This window comes from Luminiphilus sp. nBUS_16 (assembly GCF_051201645.1).
Classification (GTDB): domain Bacteria; phylum Pseudomonadota; class Gammaproteobacteria; order Pseudomonadales; family Halieaceae; genus Luminiphilus.
This window is the reverse complement of sequence record NZ_CP179205.1, coordinates 1201575-1219818: the sequence shown is the minus strand read 5'-3', so window position 1 is coordinate 1219818 and position 18244 is coordinate 1201575. Positions and strand designations below refer to the sequence as shown.

Genomic DNA, 18244 nt, shown 5'->3' with positions numbered 1-18244 from the left:
CGAGGATAATCATGCGCTGTTACTCTTTGTGTTTGCGTGCCGAGCTTCACGAGAATGTATCGGTACACCACCCTCTTTATTTCTACCCGCCCTTCGGCGTCAAACCGACCTACTTCAACCGCTTCACTTCTAAACCCCTCGCGTAACAACTCAACGGCAGCCCCCGCTGGTAATTTGCCGTAGCCTCAGGCGCTGTGCCCTAGAGCAATTATCGCTGTCACCAAATATCAAGCATGTGGGAGCACATCTCATGACACGCTTCGCTGCCTAGATATAACAATCTTTTTGCTGCAACATAAACTGCTAGTCAGACAATGCAGGATCCGCACAATGAGCCAGTCTTTTCCAGGGCCAAAAACAAAAGCCGCACTGCGTCGAGGAATCCCACTTTTCAAAAACGGGCTTCGATTTGATCAAGACGAGAAAAAAGCAGGCTCCAGAGGCTTTAGACCCGTTCGCCAGATTGTGATCGACAAAGCGGCTGGAGATTATGTTTGGGATTTAGACGGCCGGCGCTATATCGACTTTCAAAACGGCTGGGCCACTAACCCGCTGGGCAACTGTCACCCAGAAATTTTGGATGTCGTTGAGGACGCTAACCGGCGCTACGGCTTTCATTTTGACCATCCGCTGCGCTACGAACTCGCCGAACGTTTGGCCGACATCATGCCTAACAAAGCGCTACCCAGAACCAACTATGAAGTGTCGGGCACTGAGGCTGCTGAAGCGGCAGTGCACCTAGCCCTGACCCATACTCAGCGTCGCTACGTTGTGACTTTTGGCGCCTCCTACCATGGCAATTCCCTGGCCGGAAAAGTACTGAGCGGGTTAAGCGGCGAGTCGGCCGCCTATCTGGAAGGTTGGGGAGGTGGCGTTATTCGCGCACCCTACCCTTTCAGCGATCATATCCCCGCCGACATGACCCCTCAGCAATACGTTGATTTCTGTTTATGGTACCTGGAAAAGCAGATTCCCGAGACCGTAGTCAGCGCTGATAATATTGCTGCCGTGCTCATCGAACCAGGACTTGCCGAGGGCGGCAATTGGATTCCTGCAATAGACTTTATTCAAGGGTTGCGCCGCATTTGTGATCGCAACGATTGGCTGCTAATTAGCGATGAAGTGCTGACGGGAGTGGGCCGCACCGGGAAAATGTGGGCGATCGAACACTACGATGTTGTCCCGGATATTCTGGTCTACGGAAAAAACTTGTCGGGGGGCATCGCGCCGCTGGCAGGCATTTCAGCCAGAGATGATATTTTAGGAGACAACTCCCATTTTAATTCGGGCTCAACTTTTGCAGGGTCCCCGGCCGGCTGTGCCGCCGCCATAAAAACCCTTGAAATCTATGAGCGCGATGGCATCGTTGCCCATGCCAAAAAACTGGGCGACGTGGCTGACGAGATTATGTCGGAATGGGAACAGTACGCCATTGTTAGACAAATTCGCTGTAGCGGCTTGCTAATGGGCGTTAGCTTCAATGCCACCCAAAAAATGCACCCCGATGCCGAAGACTGGTGGGCCGCAAGGGCAGTAAGGGGGGAGATGCTAGAGCGCGGTGTCTGGGCAATCTCAGATCACGAAGATACGATACGACTGTACCCAGCGCTCAACATGGCAGAAGCGACCTTGCGTGAGGGCCTCGCAATCATGGAAGAGGCAATAGAACGCGTTGCCAAGGGCTGTGTTATCGAGGGCGATGGGGCGGCCTATCCCTCAGGAGTCTCCGGCTTTTAAATACCGCCAGCATCCCCTGAGCTCCCCGCTTGCCTATCCCTAGGGCTGTTTAGGACGACAGTTAATCAACGACCTCAAAGTTTACGTCGACCTGTGCCAACCTGGTGATCAGCTGCTCAGGAAACGCCGTCGCCGGCGTCCAGATACCACCCCCTACACTGAGGTCATCCTGCGCCAGACATAAACCAGCTTGAGCGAGCATGCGTGACGTGGCTCCATAGCCGGGGTCGCGTTTGCCCGTCACTTTTACGCGCAAGTTATTCTGATTGTCCGCTCCGGATACACCGTGCGCCCAAAATTCAAAGAAGCCATTTTCCCGGGCCTCGGCATTCGGGCCCTCACCGGGGTCAGGTAAAAATCGCTTGAGCAGCGCCCTAGTCGGCCTAAACAGCGCCCCGCCCATGACGGCACCAATAGCAATCGATGAGGTCAATGCTGACAATCGGCTCTTACAAAGTTGCGACTCCTCGTACCGGAAGTCACTACCGTAAGGCAGGCCCGCCAGAGCGTTAGAACGACGCACAACCTTGGTGTTGATCGCTGCCATGATAAATGGCCCGGTCCAAGACTCGAAGTTTCCATCCCAAGCGACGCCCATCTGATCAGGCTGGTCAAGGCCAGGTTCCATGGCCTCGGGATACAAGGCATAGGGGTTCATCAGTCGCTTACGAAGGGCTTCATCCTTCATAATTTGCTCGCTCACCAACATCATGCTGGCGACCGTGCCGCCACTCACCGCACCCGAATAACGTCCCATACGCCCTGTGATCGACTGCGCGTATTCACCGAACTGTGCCTTAAACGCTTGTTGCAGGAAATACACCGAAAGATCCGAGGGCAGCGAATCAAAGCCACAACAGTGAACCAGTCGGGCACCGCTGTTTTTTGCGATGGGATCGACACGCTCATAAACCTCGGCCATCCACTGCGCCTCTCCGGTGAGATCGCAGTAGTGGGTGCCCTGGCGGGCACAAACCTCAAGCAGCGTGGTTCCATATCGCGCATAGGGGCCCACGGTAGAGATGACCACTCGGGCTTGATCTGCCATAGCGGTTAGCGCGGCGGCATCATCGCTATCTGCCACCAAAATGGGCAAATCGGGCTGACCAATTCTTTCTCGTACTGCCTCTAATTTACTCGCGCTTCTCCCCGCAATTGCCCAGCGTATATCGGAGACGTTCGCTGCGAGATACTCGGCAACTAATTCACCTGTAAAACCTGAAGCTCCAAAGAGCACAACGTCGTATTGTCGATCGGTCATTAGAAAACCCTTGCTAGTCGTGTGGTCGGTAAAAGTGGCTTGCCCAGTGCCTACGTGATCGATAGCGATCTGGACGTCTTGAGCGTGCTCACTGCCGGATATCCGCTATTAAAACGACTTAGGCATCCCGAGATCATGAGTCGCAACGTGTGACAGGATAAGATTGGTCGAGATGGGCGCCACCTGATAAAGCCGTGTTTCGCGGAACTTACGCTCAATGTCGTAGTCGGTGGCAAACCCCGCTCCTCCAAAGGTTTGGATACAGGTATCTCCCGCAGCCCACGACGCTTCCGAGGCTAAAAGTTTGGCCATATTCGCCTCGGAGCCGCAGGACTCACCGGCCTCAAATAAACTAACCGCCCGCGATACCATACCGGCAGCGGCTTCTGCCTGAATGTGCGCCCTTGCGATGGGAAATTGCACTCCTTGGTTTTTTGCGATGGGCGCGCCAAAGACCTCGCGCTCTGACGCATATTTTGCCGCCGCTTCAATAAAGTATTTCGCATCACCAATGCATTCCGCTGCTATCAAAATGCGCTCAGCATTCATACCGTCGAGTATGTAACGAAAACCCTTTCCCTCTTCCCCGATTCGATTAGCCATTGGCACTCGCAAATCATCAAAGAAAAGTTCGGTCGCCCCGTGATTCATCATAGTTTTGATGGGTTTGATCGTTAGACCACGCCCGACCGCTGTGCGCATATCAACCAATAAAACAGACATACCGTCGGAACGCTTTGCACAGTCTTCCCTCGGTGTTGTTCGCACTAACAGTACTAGAAGGTCAGAGTGTTCAGCTCGTGAAATCCAAATCTTCTGACCATTAACGACATAGTCATCACCGTCTTGTACCGCGTGAGTACGAATCCGCGTTGTGTCGGTACCACTATTGGGCTCGGTTACCCCAAAGGCTTGTAAACGCAGGGCGCCACTAGCGACCTCAGGAAGATAGCGCTGCTTTTGCGCCTCACTGCCATGACGTAGCAGTGTGCCCATGGTGTACATTTGCGCATGACAGGCGCCACCGTTACAACCACTGCGATGAATTTCTTCGAGAATTGCGCAAGCAGCACCCAGGGGTAACCCTGCCCCACCATAAACTTCTGGAATCATGACTGACAGATACCCTGCTGCCGTCAACGCTTCTACAAACTCGACCGGATAACTGCGCTGTTCGTCTTTGTCACGCCAGTAAGCCCCGGGAAATTGATCACAGAGGCGTTTTACACCTGCCCGGATATCATCATATTGCGACTCATCACTCATGCTATAAAAACCATGAACCGCCATCGACCATATGGGTCTGGCCGGTAACAAAAGCGCTCGCGTCAGAAGCGAGGTACAGCACGGTACCGGTGACGTCGCTGGTTTCAAGGTTACGCGGTATCACCTGACCGGAAGCGATGACTTTTTTGGCCTTTTCCAGCTTCTCGCCAAAAAATTCCTCTGTACCCTCCGTCATCACCGCCGACGGCGCCACGGCATTGACTCGAATACGGTCACGCCCTAGCTCTCTTGCCATACCCCGGGTCATGCCGATCACTGCCGCTTTAGAAGCCACGTAATCCAAGCCGTAGGGCAACCCATAGACCGCTGCTAGCGAAGCAATGTTGATAATTGAGCCACCACCTGAGTCACGCATGGGCTGTACGATCGCACGACAGGCGTTCCAGACGCCTTTAACATTGACGTTCATCACCGCATCCCACTGAGCTTCTTCCAGCAATTCAAACCGTGCGCCTTTGAGCCCGCCGTAAAGCGCTGCATTATTTACCAATACGTCTATCTGACCAAAAGACTGCTGGGCCATGTCTGCCATTGCCGTGCAGCTCGCCATATCGGTGATATCCACGGTTGCTGACACAGCTTTACCACCCCCCCGTACGATAGCCTCGACTGTTTCGTCGCAGTCATTGACGTCACAAGCCAGTACGGCTGAACCCGCCGCCGCCAGTGCTTCGGCATAGGCTCGCCCCAAACCACGGGCTGCACCGGTCACGATCGACACTTTATTTTCTAACTGCATAGGCCTTCCTCTTTGCCACAAGGTGCCAGATAGGCGGTCTGATAAGCAAGCCACTTGTTTGTTGGCACCCTGAGAGATTCCTCATCGAAATGAAAAAATTCAAATGCCAAAATTAAAACCGATTAGGCCCACTTAAAATTTTTCAAACTCAAAGCAACATGCTTTTTAAAGGCTTCAGCATAAGGAGACGAACGTTTTCAGTCAGCACTGAATAAATAACCGCCAGTGCCAAGCCTAGAAAGCGCGCTTTGCGTGTAATCACACATCCAGCAAGAAGCGCTGGATTAACTTTCGATGAGTGTGTTTAATTCTGCCTCGTCAATTTTTGAAGGAAAGCCAGCATGAGCTCTACCAGCAACGAGGTACGTCCTAGCCTCTGCACAATGTTGTTAGCCACAACCATCGCAACATCGCTCATCAGCCTCGAAGCACTGAGTGCACCCGTCACCACTATTGATGCGTTCTTTGACCCCAATGGTCAGGAGGTCGCTCCCGAGGATTACCCCACAGTAGAGACGTCCAGACAGCTGCTGATTGCCCAGTCTCGCGCACCCGTCAATGTTCTCAACCACGAACGTCAGCTCACACAGACCAATGACCAACCCGTGGTGCGCATGAACCGCGACAGCTACTACAGCTTTGCTGTTGTTGACGTGTCAGCAGGTGCCAGCATTACCATCCCGCCAATGCCCGAAGGAACCTATGCCTCGGTGCAACCCGTAACCGAGGATCACCGAATACAACCGATGTCTTATGGCAGCGGCACTTTTCAACTCGCCACCCACAAAGGCTCACATATTTATTTATTAGTACGACTGGACAGCACGCTTTCTCAGGCAGACGCCAACCGTATTCAGGATGGCATGTCTATTTCTGCGGGCAATGCTGAAACTTTTTCAGCCGAGCCCGTGAATGAAGCATCCTTCATGGCCACGGAAGGTTCCATACGCGCAAAAGCCCCTCAAATGCTAGCCGAGGAAGGGGGCAACGCTATATTTGGCATGTTCACCGCGCCTACCGACGCATCCCGCAGTAGCTACACCGTTTACAAACATCTGATGGGAGCGGCCCTAGGGTGGGGGGGAGCTCAATCTATCGATAATCTTTACGAGCTTTCACCACAGTACCCCGCGGAAGGTTGCTATCAAGCGACGTTTGAAGACCCTAGAAACGGCGCCTTTTGGTCATTCACTGTTTATGATGAGGCGGGTTTTATGTTCGACGACCTCGCGAGTGTGAGCTCTGATACCGCGACACCTAATGAAGATGGAACCTTTACGGTGAGTTTTGGCTGCGGCTCGGACGCGATGAATAACATTCCTACAATGAATACTTCTGGGGTGTTTAATTTGACCGCAAGGCACTATCGCCCCTCCGAGCGGGTTAGGGATGAGGGCTATCGTCTCGTACCCTATGTTAAAAAGATTTCGGAGTAGTCCCTACCTGATGTTGATCAGATAAACGGCACCATGGCGCTCTCTTCGCTACTGAAGATAGCGCCATTTACATCCTCATTTTACCTTGATTCAAACTGCCTGCCAGATCAATCCAAGCAACCCCTGTACTCTATCTCAGGTCGCACTGATCGCTGTTGACGTCAAAACCTCTTCACATACTCAATCATTAAAACCGACAATGAGTGCCTTGAACTCGTGCTCGTAAACCGAATATCCATTCACGACATCTTGCCGCTCTCAGTCGCATTATCTTGACCTGCGCTGGTTGATCCCAGAAAGTAACTTCAACAACGCGGGCGAAGCCGCCCTATAGGAACCCCATGCAAGCTGCACATTCCGTTTGGCAGGTCGATACCTTTTTAGCCGTCACGATAGGTATTGTGGTCTTGTTTTTGGGCAAGCGTATCAATCGGCTAGTGCCCGTTTTTGGCCGCTATAGCATTCCAGAGCCCGTCACTGGTGGCCTGTTTATCGCCGTCGTTCTTTTCGCAATCCACTCCTTCGCCGACATCAGTGTCGAATTTGAACTCGGCGCTCGCGATGCACTTCTGGTTTACTTCTTTACCACGATAGGCATCAACGCAAGCTTTAAAGACCTTGCCGCAGGCGGAAAGCCCCTCGCGTTACTGCTGCTCGTAACTGTTATTTATATGATCATCCAAAATTTGACCGGCATAGGTATCGCGACCCTGCTCGGACTTGAACCTGCAGTGGGCTTACTCGGAGGCACCGTTTCACTCATCGGTGGACACGGAACCGCCATTGCCTGGGCACCGCGATTTGCCGAAAACTATGGCATCACCAACGCCATGGAAATTGGGGTGGCCTGCGCTACATTTGGGCTAGTTCTGGCAAGCTTGATCGGAGGCCCCGTGGCCAAATTCTTGGTCACGCGACACCAGTTGGTTGCGGGAAGCGATGACAACCTCGATGTGGGCATCGATGACGAGGCGGACCCTGTTAGCCTAAATTATATGGAGTTACTCGATGCCGTTTTAGCCCTCCACATTTGCATCATCATTGGTTACTTCCTCAATGAAGGGCTCAACCAGTTGGGTGCACACCTGCCGGTCTTCGTCAGTTGCCTGTTTGCCGGCATCATCATGACCAACCTGCGCCCCCAGGCACTACCTCGCATTACAGGCACCCAGTGGCCCACTCGTACGCCAGCCATGGCACTCATTGCAGATATCTCCTTGGGAACCTTTTTAGCCATGTCGCTGATGAGCATGCAGCTGTGGGAAGTCATTGATCTCGCTGGCGCACTCTTTTCAATTTTGGGGGCGCAGGTGATCGTTGCAGCACTCTTCATGATTTTTGTCGTCTTTCCCATCATGGGAAAGAGTTACGAAGCCGCCGTCATTGCCTCAGGGTTTGGGGGATTTTCGATGGGAGCAACGCCCACCGCCATGGCGAATATGTCGGCCGTTACCCAGCGCTATGGCCCGTGCCATCAAGCGTTTATCGTTGTGCCGCTAGTCGGTGCGTTTTTTATTGATGTCACCAACGTCGTTTTAATTCAGCTTATGTTCGGCTGGCTCTAGCCTGTTCTCGCTACCGCCTGTTTAGGGCTCTATTTGGTTCTGGCATCTAAAACCTGTTGCTAACACCAAAGAAAAAGGGAGCATCACAGCTCCCCTTTAAAATTTACAACAGCCCGCCACTTTCAACGCTGTGGATGACTTGCTTTGCAGGGCAAATCGACGGCCAACCCCCAAAAGTTGGGAGAAACTATTCCCCCTTGTTTGCACCAAAGAGACCGACGCCCAATTCTCCAGCAATGTAACGAATCGCCTGCATGCCTCTGACACTGTTACCCGCCTCATTGAGGGGGGGAGAAAATGTAGCGATTGCAAACTTGCCCGGCACTACGGCAACAATGCCACCGCCAACGCCAGTTTTAGCTGGCAGGCCAGCGCTGTACATCCATTCACCCGACTCGTCGTAAAAACCCGCCGTCGCCATAATGGCGAGTAACTCTGGGATATGAGCCGCATCAAGCACTCGCTTACCTGACACCGGGTTAACGCCTTGATTAGCCAAAGTTGCACCCATCATGCCCAGATCAAGGGTATTGATGCCGGTAGAGCACTGCCGGGTATAGACCCGCAATGTTTCTTCAGGGTCACTGTAAAGTCGCCCGTAGTTGTAGAGCAGATTAGCAATGCCACGATTACTCCAAGACTCTTCGTACTCAGAGGTATAAACCTCCTCCAAGACTGGCAGCTCTCGGCCTGCATAAGCATTCAAATTAGCGTGAATTTGGTTCCAACGATCTTCTTCAGAATCTGCTTCTACAAGGCTGACAGCAGCAATAGCACCCGCATTTACCAACGGGTTTACCGAACGGGCTGCATATAATTCAAGCGCCATCTTTGAATTGAACGGCAAGCCAGTGGGCTCAACACCAATTTTCTCACGCACGGCAGCAGGACCTTGTTGATTCATCACGAGTGACGCCGTAAACGGTTTTGATACCGACTGGATCGAAAACTCGTAATCCATCTCACCCGCAGAAAAGACCTGCCCGTCTCGAGTCACAATGACTACACCGAACATATCGCTGGGAACCGTTGCAAGAATTGGAATGTAGTCAGCATTCGCTCCATCTTTAACATCTTTAAACTGGGCGTGGGCACGATCAACCACGGCCTGAAAGTCTGTTGGCTGCTGTTTAGCGAAGGCCTGGCTACACACCAGCACCAAAGCCACACAGGATGCTACTAATCGCATTGTCATCGTTGACACTCCTTTTAGTGATAGTCAGAACAGCAGGAGTGCGTTGTACTTTCTGCACCTAGCCATTCAGTTTCAAATCTCGCCGTTTCGTTCACTGCACAAGTTCAGCAGCTCTGTTCAGCTCACATGCCCCGCAGAAAATTGCCCGAGTCAAAGCCCACCTTGAGTGAGAACTGAATGCGGTAATCGTCGCCGGTTGCACCATCCACGTCTTCACGCTCACCCCAAATAATTTCAGTCCCGAACATCACGTTGTCTCGAGGTGTATGGAGTAAGTTGATTTGCGCTATTTGGCCTTTGGCAAACTCAGATCCTGACTGACCCGCACTGTTATCGAGATCGTTCATTGACCAGCCGATGGAGGTCGACCACTGCTCATTCCAGTAGTGATCGTAATAGGCGCTGATACCCAGCAGTGGCACTGCCTCAGCTGTCGCCGTATTGAGGTTGTTGGTGGACGGAGCAATGTCGATGCCGCCATCGTTCATGTAGTTACCAATGCCCTCGCCGTAAACAAGCTGTAACTTCAACACGTCGCTGTTGAAGGTTTTGATCCCAGCACTCAAGTTGACACCCCACCCAAACTCGCTGTTTTGCTCACCGGTGTCCAGCCGCTCGTAACCGAGTTCTCGAAACATGGCCGCTACTTGATAATGACCAAAGTTACCGTTGTTGCGATACCTCAGGCTTAGATCAGGCACATCATTATGGGCCTGGTAAATGTCAGCCGCTGTCGAGCCAGTAGATTCGCAATCGTAGGCTGATGAATTCAGCTCACAAGAGTTGACGTCTCTAAATCTGCCGACGGTCAAAGCGGTGGATGGATCCTCCAGAGCGATAGCAAATTCATCTTCCCCTAAAGGAAAGGTATACCGCGCCTGTTGGTTTCTATAAAAAACCATACCAGTGGGACCCCAGTAATCGATGGTATTGGGGAAAATATCGGCATCCATAAAGTTAGACCAGGTTTGACCGACACCCACTTGCTTGTAGGTTGCCCAAGCATGCCGCAAGCGCGGAGTCGTCTGCCCCTCATCCCCCCGACCCCGAATAATTCGGCCTCAAGGAGGTAGGTGACGTCATCACCGTAGTTGCCTTTGATGCCTAGGCGGGACTGCCTAACACCAAAAATAAACTCACCATCCTGACCGAATTGGCCCGCATCAGTTGGAATTGTGCTGACACGAAGCGTATCGTTCCAGTTGGGATCAACCCGCTTGAAGTCATAGATCATGTCGGCCATGACAAAACCATAAAGCTGGGCGGAAGATGACGGTTCGCTCTCAACCGTCGTTGCAGACACTGCTGTTGAGGGCGCAACTGATGCGTCTTCCTCCAGTGACGTAACCACCAGTGGCTCACTATCGCCGGCACCCACGACATCAGCCTTCAGCCGCTGCAGCTCAGCCTGCATGGCCTCAAGTACCTGTTGTTGGTTTCTCAGCTGCTCTTCTAGCTGCTGAATACGGTCGGCATCACTCGTCGCAAATACCCCGGGGGACATCAGCGCCAACACAATGCACAAGGCGCGCACTTCAACTTTCATTTTTTACCCCGCAAATGATGATTTGCCGCATTATGCTGAGATCAGCGCGGCGCAGACCAACAAAAGTATCCGTGTTTTCTGCGTCATAAACAGCATCAATTTGCGATAATTTTAAATAATTTATGGATATCACTCACTCAGAGGAAACTCGTGCCGTATTCGATAGAGCACAACGCCCACGCAGATAGTCCATAGGCACCCCTTTAAACGTGTCAAACCCATCGGCTTTTATTACGCTAATTGCTAACAATTGTTGCCTCAGAAAGAATCTAGGTTGTGCTGGTAAACCAAGCCCGGAATCTTTAGCCTAATTACCCACTGCCACCCACCGCACCCATACCCGCAGGTTACGGTTGGCGAGCGACGAGATTTTCTGGCGCCCAAGGAGGCAAACCATGCGGACACTGGCGCTCTTTGTCTTACTCGCCCTCGTATCGTCAAACTCGCTGGCGCGCACGCAAGTTGTGATGTTGGGTACGGGGACACCGATACCGACACCCAACCGTTCCGGTCCCGCAACCGCTATTGTGGTCAATGGCAAAGCCTACATTGTCGATTTTGGACCCGGCGTCGTTCGCAGGGCTGCTGCCGTATCGAAGGAGTATGGTGGCCCTCTCAACGCACTCAATGTAGACCAGCTGGGCATCGCTTTTCTCACTCATTTGCATCACGACCATTCTTCTGGGCTGCCGGATTTGGTTTACACCAGTTGGACTCACGGTCGCGAAAAGCCTTTTGAACTTTACGGCCCCCCGGGCACGACAGCGATGGCAAGCAATGTTGCTGCCGCCTGGGAAGAGGACAATCGATACCGGCTCTATGGTTTGGAGCCTGCGACCACATCTGGCTGGAAAATAAATTCCCACGAAATTGAAGAGGGTATCGTTTACACCGACGAGCTAATCACCGTTGAGGCATTCAAGGTCAAGCATGGGACTTGGCCCAATGCCTTTGGCTACCGGTTTACGACTCCCGATAAAGTGATTGTTATTTCGGGTGACGCCGCCTACGACCCTAAACTGGAAGCCATGGCAACAGGCGCCGACATATTGATTCACGAAGTTGTCTCCGAAACCGCTTTGAGTCAGCGCTCAGCATTTTGGCAGCGCTACCACCGCAGCAACCACACCACCAGTTATGAGCTCGCGACGCTGGCATCTCGAGCAAAGCCAAAGTTACTCGTTTTGTATCATGTATTGGTCTTTGGTCTCGAAGATGAAATCGTGCTTCAGGAGGTAAAGTCGCAATACGACGGCGAGGTGATCCTTGCTGAGGACCTAGATATTTTTGAGTGAGTGCGTCCCGCTCAGAGAAAACCATTAAAGCACCGAAACCTTTAGAGGCCCGCAACCATGCGAACTCCCTTGCTGCAGATCATGCTTCTGGCACTTATTGGCCTGTCCTTCAAAGCCGCAGCGCTGTCCGACAATGAACAAGCCATTAGTGACTGGGTAGACCAACATCAAGAAGACGCCATAGCGCTTTTGGCAGAGACCGTTAACATTGGTAGTGGCACCATGAATCACGAAGGCGTGCGAGCCGTAGGTGATGTTATGGCCCGTGAGCTGAGCGCCCTCGACCTCAGTGTTCGCTGGATCGATATGCCCGAGACAGTCAATCGCGCTGGCCATTTGTTCGCAGAAAACAAGGGCTCGGGCACCCGATTGCTGCTTATTGGGCATCTCGATACCGTATTCGAAGCCGACGACCAATTCCAAGCGTTTAGCCGCACAGGTAACACTGCGGAGGGGCCCGGCATTAGCGATATGAAGTCGGGCAATGCGGTGATCGTTTATGCCTTAAAAGCGCTTGATCACATTGGCGCCCTTGAGGGCATGGCTGTGACAGTGGCCTATACCGGAGACGAAGAGAAGCCAGGACGCCCCCTTGCTATTTCCCGAAGGGATTTACTGGAGGCTGGCCAGTGGGCCGATATCGCGCTGGGCTTTGAGGGCGCCATTACGACCGAGGGCAGTGACTGGGCAACCATTGCCCGTCGCAGCTCGAGTAGTTGGACACTTAACGTTTCGGGGCGTCAGGCGCACTCCTCTGCCATCTTCAGCGGCGACGTCGGCGCGGGCGCCATTAACGAAACGGCACGTATTCTCAATGCTTTTTACACGGAAGTCCGTGGTGACTATGGCCTGACTTTTAATGCCGGCAATATTCAGGGCGGCACTGCAGTGACTTATGACGCTGCAAAAAATCGCGGCACCACCTTTGGAAAAACTAACGTGGTACCCAGCCAAACCATCGTTCATGGAGGTATTCGAGCACTCTCAGTAGAACAGCTAAAAGGCGCCAAACAGCGTATGCAAACGATTGTCGCCGCGCATCTACCTCACACTGAAGCGACTCTAAATTTTGACGACAGCTATCCGCCCATGGCGCCAACGGAGGGCAACAGGGCACTTGCGCTTGCCTTCTCGGAGGTGAATCAAGACTTGGGGCGTGATGCCATGAAAATTTGGGACCCCCTGCGCCGAGGGGCCGCTGACATAGCGTTCGTGGCGCCTTATACCGACGCGCTGGCGGGGCTAGGCGCCCTGGGCAAAGGCGGTCATACACCGAATGAGAGCTTGCAGCTCGACTCGATGGCCCTCGCCATCAAACGCGCCGCAATACTTATGCTGCGCCTCTCTAAAAATCATCAGGAACCCACAGAGGCTCACTCAGTCCAGCCCTGACTGTAACAGCGTAAGACCGTCATCAGATGCGACCGGACAACGATCGTATGCCCTAGGCTCTATTCAATGGAAAGTAGGCTTATTCTTGATGCCAAACGGGGGATCGTTTCTCGATAAAAGCCATCCGTCCTTCCTCGGCATCAGCACCACCCGTCATGCCCTCGAGCATAACTTGGTTGGCGTAGTCAAAAGCATCCGCGAGGGGCATTTCTATTTGCCGGTAAAAAGCAGCTTTGCCGCCGCGAATACTTTGCGCTGAGCGTGAAGCAATTTTTTGCGCCAGGGCCGCCGTTTCCGCGTGGAGTGCCTCAGGCGCAACGTGACGATTGATCAAACCAAACTTAATGGCTTCGTCTGCAGAAAACATATCGCCAGTTAAGGCCATTTCCATCGCGTGTTTGCGAGACAGATTGCGGCCAATACCCACCAAGGGTGTCGTGCAAAATGCGCCGACATTTACTCCAGGCGTACAAAAATGTGCATCACTGGCCGCAATGGCCAAGTCACATGCCGACACCAACTGGCAACCCGCGGCTGTCGCTGTGCCTTGAACACAAGCGATAACCGGCTTGGGTGCTTGAACAATGCCCTGCATAAGCGCTGCGCAGTTTTCGAGAATATTCGCAATACGCGTTCTCACAGCGCCACGGTCTTCGCCCTCTGAAGGCTGCATTTCTTTTAAGTCGTGCCCTGAGCTAAAAACAGGGCCTTCGGCTGCCAGTACAATCACTCGACAGCTGTCGTCTTCATAGCCCGCAGCTAAGGCTTGAGTTAGGCTCGCGATCATCTGAGACGATAGTGGATTGCGGCTTTTTCCCTGATTCAGGGTAATCCAAAGAACAGGACCCTCAGACTGGATTCTTACCAACGCTTCATTCATAGCCGTTTCCCGATAAACAGAGCAAAAAACTGCAAGTTTTAAAAGATTACGGACAACGATGTAGCGTCGCAACCACAAAAATAAACGCAGTCGATAGATTTATAATTGCGCGCCACCAACCCGCCGCGGCAGTATAGCCGCAACATTGAAAATCATTTCTCAACGCTTTCCAACCCGAGGCTTAATTTCACCATGTCGCAAACTCACTTTCAGCGCTGGCTCATCATGGTGTCCCTTATTATGGCAGGCGAAGCCATCTTCACCCTGCCCTATCACGTCACACGTTTCTTTCGCCCAACCGTACTCGAAGTTTTTGGCCTGTCTGCCACGGAGCTGGGAGTCGCTCAGGCCGCTTATGGGGTTGTCGCCATGGCCGCTTACTTTTTTGGTGGCCCCCTTGCCGACCGTTTCCCTGCCCGTAAACTACTGGCGGTTTCACTCTGGCTAACCGCCCTAGGCGGACTTTATCTGGCAACACTCCCGGGCTATTACGGCGCCATGATGGTTTGGGGCTTCTTCGGCCTGTCCACTATTTTGTTTTTCTGGGCAGCTTTAATAAAAGCAACGCGAAGCTGGGGCGGGATGTCTCAACAAGGTCTTGCCTACGGCGTCCTTGATGGAGGTCGGGGTTTACTCGCGGCGGTGCTTGCATCGCTGGGAGTGCTGTTGTTTTCCATGGCTTTTCCAGAGGGATACGAATTGGCGAGTGCCGCCGATAAACGGGTGGCGCTGCAACAGATTATTCTAGGCTATACCGCCGTTACGGCTCTGACCGGCGTTTTGGTCTGGTTCACGCTGCGCAGCCTCCCTGAGGTCAGCGCCTCAGTGCATGCCACTATATTTGGCCACTTCTGGGAAGTGATGCGCTTTCCTGCGGTCTGGCTGCAAACAATTATTTTGGTTTGCGCTTACACGAGTTATAAGGCCTTCGATCAGTACGCGTTGTTTGCCGTTCGAGGGTACGGGATCGATGAAATTGAAGCGGCACAGATTGTGACACTAGGGGCTTGGACAAGACCGCTAGCGGCGTTGCTATTAGGGCTTATGGCAGATCGTTTTGGCGTGTCTAAAATGACCGTTATCTGCTTCGTTATCTTAATCATCAGCCACAGCTTGTTCGCGTTCACAGGCCAGGAAATGGGCAGTTTTAGTTATATATTGGCCAACACCGCTGTGACTGGCATTGCCATTTTTGGGCTTCGCAGTCTTTACTTTGCACTGTTTGAAGAAGGCCAAATTCCACTGGGGATGACGGGTACCGCGGTGGGCGTTGTGTCGATTATTGGCTATACCCCCGATGTTTATGTGGCTGCTATTGCGGGGTATTTAATCGACAGCAACCCCGGCCTGCTGGGGTTTCAATATATGTTTATGTGTTTGCTGGGCACTGCGCTCATTGGAGCTGCAGCCGCTTATGCCTTCACTAAGCTGCCTAAAGTCGTCTCAACCTCGCCATAGCGTGGGTAACTCGCGCTGGTAACGGCGCGCAAAGAGACCTGCGCACACCTAACGTTTCGAAGGGTAGAAGTCTACTAGCAACCCCGCTTAGCCAAGCGCAGACACTCGTTGCTCAATAAATAAACGGGATAATGCGGTGCTTTACCCGTTGGGTGTACTGCTGCCAGAGGGGGCCGTATTTGGCCGCGCAACGCCGGTCGTCGTCGCGCTCTCGAGGAAACAAAAGTACAACGTAATAAAGCGGGTAGAGCCATGGCCAAATGGCCCCGGGGTAGCCTACGGCAAGGGCTATGCCGCTGGCCATGAGGACCTCACCCAAGTAGTTGATGTGTCGGCTTAGCCCCCAAAATCCGTTGACCAAAAGAGTTCGCTCGCCATCGGTAACCGTTTGCGGGCTAATCCCCAAAAACGCCTGATCGGGCTGAATTTTGAAATAAAATTTTTGCATATTTGCGCCACGGGCAAGACACCAGCCGCAAAGAAACACCGCAATGCTCAGATAGGGCCACCAACCCGGTTGCTCGGGATTAGGCAGATCGACGGTTGACCAAAGCGCTATGGTGTAAAAATAGGGATAAAACGTAAGGCAGCCCCAGCCCAATTTGAAGCCCACCCGTTCGGCAAAAATATCGTAGGTGTAAAGGTGTACTTTTTCGAAGGTGAGGTAATCCAGAATGAAATAGATCAGCAGTGCGGCACTTACAAAGATGCCAGTGGACGACTCGCCCTCGTAAGTAAGATGGTGATACGCCGCGAAACTCAGAACATTCAGCGCCAACATGACGGCACCAATGAGATACAGCCACATCTTCGCGTCTATGTGTCCATTCTTGAATTGAGGATTCTCAGGTCGGCCCAAGAAAAAGTCGACAGCAAAGTTTCTGCCGGTTGACGGGAAAGGCAGCACCGATGCTAGGGAATAAACCAAACCTATAACACAGGCTCCCGCGAGGCTAGACCAGCGCACTTGGTAGAGCCAGTCCCAAGGCACCCACCCTACATACCCCAGGCTGTACCACAGACCGATAGCGGCCAGTAGCACAAGGCGACCGTTAAGACGGTAGCGCAATTTCTCACCTGTCTTCGGATTGTTGACGTATCCGATCACCCATCGCCCGGGTAAAAAATAATGTAGAAGGGTGACCCCCAGATAAATAATAAACGGCGTAAAAAAACCCATAACTGTCATTGTTATTGTAACCCCTTGGTACCCTGAGACATTAAACGTATCGCCTTCGCTCTAGACAACAAACGTCGCATCAAAAATCCAACTACCTTATTAAGCCGTCCGGGGATCACAACGGGGGTATTCCCCAACGCAGTCAGGGTCTCCTCAGCCACGACACGGGCATCAAGAATCCCGGGCGCTTCACCACCCCTTTGCGCATTTTGGTAGCCAGGGGTTCGAATTGCCCCTGCACAAGAAGCAATCACATCGACTCCCTGGCGGCCAAGCTCCTGCCAGAGACCCTCAGCAAGCACGGTGTTAAAGGCCTTAGTGGCAGCATAAGTAGCGATGTTGGCACTCCCCTGCCCCCCGGATAAAGATGACATCAATACCACCCCGCCACTGCCACGCTTGATAAGTCGCGGAATCAACTCTCGAGTAAGCGCCAGCGGTGCTGCAGTATTCACCGACAAGATCTGCTGTAACTGGTTCAGCGGCACGTCCTGAAAACGCCCAACCGCAGAATAAGCGGCGTTACACACCAACAAGCCCACATCATGTTCGACAGAGGCGATGAACCTTTCCCCGCAGCCCGGCTCGGCCAGGTCTAGTGACTGCGTTTCAACGGCAACGGCATAGCGATCTCTCAGCACGCCAGCAAAAGCCACCAGTTCTGGCTCTCGTCTGGCTACCAGAATTAGATTTAAACCCCTTTCAGCCAAAGACTCAGCGAATGCGGCGCCCAGTCCTTCCGAGGCACCCGCAACCAAAGCCCAGGGTCCATACGTTGTCTCAAAATCTTTCATCGTTAAACACCAGCCCCTCAAGGATGCCGCGACTTTTACCCAACAAATTAGAAAAGTCGTTTCTAAATTCAGTATAGACCTCAAAATCAGTCTGCAACCACCTCAAATCTGACAAAGGCAACACCCATTGTGAGTCGCCAGAGCGTGATCAACGCCCAGAACCGACTGCAGCGTCAAATCGATCAAACCTCGAGCTCAGGGGATAGTTGAAACCGTGCACAGCTCGTAGTTTCACAGCGGTTTGGGGTATAAAAAAATTGCGGCTTATATCATCTTTAACAAACCCATCGAGTGGCTTACCCACGTGCCCTTTTAGGGCGCTCAAACAGGCTAACTTTTTTCTCCTAAACAGGTCGTTTTTGGTACTGTCTATGTCGGTCTAGATCAAGTCTCAAAAGGCCATTGGGGTGACATTAGCGGCGTTCCTGGTTTGTTTTGAGCCTGCGATGCAGGGCAAATCGGCAGACAAAAAAAGGAGC

The 18244-nt window shown here is 52.6% G+C and carries 15 protein-coding genes; 6 read left to right on the top strand and 9 right to left on the bottom strand.

The window, feature by feature from the left end; all coding sequences use genetic code 11:
- The first annotated feature begins 330 nt into the window (after positions 1-330).
- On the top strand, positions 331-1737 hold the full coding sequence (locus tag ACMAY6_RS05400) for an aspartate aminotransferase family protein (protein ID WP_435215106.1): 1407 nt from the start codon (positions 331-333) through the stop codon (positions 1735-1737).
- Positions 1738-1798: 61 nt separating this feature from the next.
- On the opposite strand, the gene ACMAY6_RS05395 is transcribed toward ACMAY6_RS05400, so the two are convergent.
- The 3 genes from ACMAY6_RS05395 to ACMAY6_RS05385 form a co-directional block, all read right to left on the bottom strand.
- Complete coding sequence (locus tag ACMAY6_RS05395) at positions 1799-2998, bottom strand: saccharopine dehydrogenase family protein (protein ID WP_435215105.1); 1200 nt, start codon at positions 2996-2998, stop codon at positions 1799-1801.
- A gap of 108 nt (positions 2999-3106) precedes the next feature.
- Positions 3107-4264 (bottom strand): acyl-CoA dehydrogenase family protein, encoded by a 1158-nt coding sequence (locus ACMAY6_RS05390; RefSeq protein ID WP_435215103.1) that lies wholly within the window; start codon positions 4262-4264, stop codon positions 3107-3109.
- 1 nt (position 4265) lies between these two features.
- On the bottom strand, positions 4266-5024 hold the full coding sequence (locus ACMAY6_RS05385) for an SDR family NAD(P)-dependent oxidoreductase (protein ID WP_435215101.1): 759 nt from the start codon (positions 5022-5024) through the stop codon (positions 4266-4268).
- Positions 5025-5365: 341 nt separating this feature from the next.
- On the opposite strand from ACMAY6_RS05385, the gene ACMAY6_RS05380 reads away from it, so the two are divergent.
- Both ACMAY6_RS05380 and gltS read left to right on the top strand, forming a co-directional pair.
- Positions 5366-6460, top strand: a complete 1095-nt coding sequence (locus ACMAY6_RS05380) for a DUF1214 domain-containing protein (protein WP_435215100.1) — start codon at positions 5366-5368, stop codon at positions 6458-6460.
- Between the two features lie 341 nt (positions 6461-6801).
- Positions 6802-8025: a sodium/glutamate symporter gene (gltS, locus tag ACMAY6_RS05375; RefSeq protein WP_435215098.1), complete on the top strand. Its 1224-nt coding sequence runs from the start codon at positions 6802-6804 to the stop codon at positions 8023-8025.
- A gap of 187 nt (positions 8026-8212) precedes the next feature.
- Here the strand turns inward: gltS and glsA are convergent, their stop codons facing one another.
- The 3 genes from glsA to ACMAY6_RS05360 form a co-directional block, all read right to left on the bottom strand.
- Positions 8213-9220 (bottom strand): glutaminase A, encoded by a 1008-nt coding sequence (glsA, locus tag ACMAY6_RS05370; RefSeq protein ID WP_435215097.1) that lies wholly within the window; start codon positions 9218-9220, stop codon positions 8213-8215.
- A gap of 122 nt (positions 9221-9342) precedes the next feature.
- The gene (locus ACMAY6_RS05365; protein ID WP_435215095.1) at positions 9343-10173 is read right to left on the bottom strand and encodes a hypothetical protein; all 831 of its coding nucleotides are present in this window, start codon (positions 10171-10173) and stop codon (positions 9343-9345) included.
- Positions 10077-10766 carry a hypothetical protein gene (locus ACMAY6_RS05360; RefSeq protein ID WP_435215093.1) on the bottom strand — a complete coding sequence of 230 codons (690 nt, stop codon included), beginning with the start codon at positions 10764-10766 and terminating at the stop codon, positions 10077-10079. Before ACMAY6_RS05360 ends, ACMAY6_RS05365 begins: the two co-directional genes overlap by 97 nt.
- A 395-nt stretch (positions 10767-11161) precedes the next feature.
- Between ACMAY6_RS05360 and ACMAY6_RS05355 the strand changes: the two genes are divergently transcribed.
- Positions 11162-12061, top strand: coding sequence for an MBL fold metallo-hydrolase (locus tag ACMAY6_RS05355; RefSeq protein ID WP_435215091.1), 900 nt, complete (start codon positions 11162-11164; stop codon positions 12059-12061).
- 57 nt (positions 12062-12118) lie between these two features.
- Positions 12119-13453: a M20/M25/M40 family metallo-hydrolase gene (locus ACMAY6_RS05350; protein WP_435215089.1), complete on the top strand. Its 1335-nt coding sequence runs from the start codon at positions 12119-12121 to the stop codon at positions 13451-13453.
- A 79-nt stretch (positions 13454-13532) separates the two neighbouring features.
- Here ACMAY6_RS05350 and ACMAY6_RS05345 read toward each other — a convergent pair whose 3' ends face one another.
- Positions 13533-14333 (bottom strand): enoyl-CoA hydratase, encoded by an 801-nt coding sequence (locus ACMAY6_RS05345; protein ID WP_435215088.1) that lies wholly within the window; start codon positions 14331-14333, stop codon positions 13533-13535.
- Between the two features lie 192 nt (positions 14334-14525).
- Here ACMAY6_RS05345 and ACMAY6_RS05340 point away from each other — a divergent pair, with 192 nt between their 5' ends.
- Positions 14526-15791: an MFS transporter gene (locus ACMAY6_RS05340; protein ID WP_435215086.1), complete on the top strand. Its 1266-nt coding sequence runs from the start codon at positions 14526-14528 to the stop codon at positions 15789-15791.
- A gap of 112 nt (positions 15792-15903) precedes the next feature.
- Here the strand turns inward: ACMAY6_RS05340 and ACMAY6_RS05335 are convergent, their stop codons facing one another.
- The gene (locus tag ACMAY6_RS05335) at positions 15904-16980 is read right to left on the bottom strand and encodes a DUF1295 domain-containing protein (RefSeq protein ID WP_435215084.1); all 1077 of its coding nucleotides are present in this window, start codon (positions 16978-16980) and stop codon (positions 15904-15906) included.
- A 2-nt stretch (positions 16981-16982) separates the two neighbouring features.
- Positions 16983-17765, bottom strand: a complete 783-nt coding sequence (locus tag ACMAY6_RS05330; protein WP_435215082.1) for an SDR family NAD(P)-dependent oxidoreductase — start codon at positions 17763-17765, stop codon at positions 16983-16985.
- Between the last annotated feature and the right edge of the window lie 479 nt (positions 17766-18244).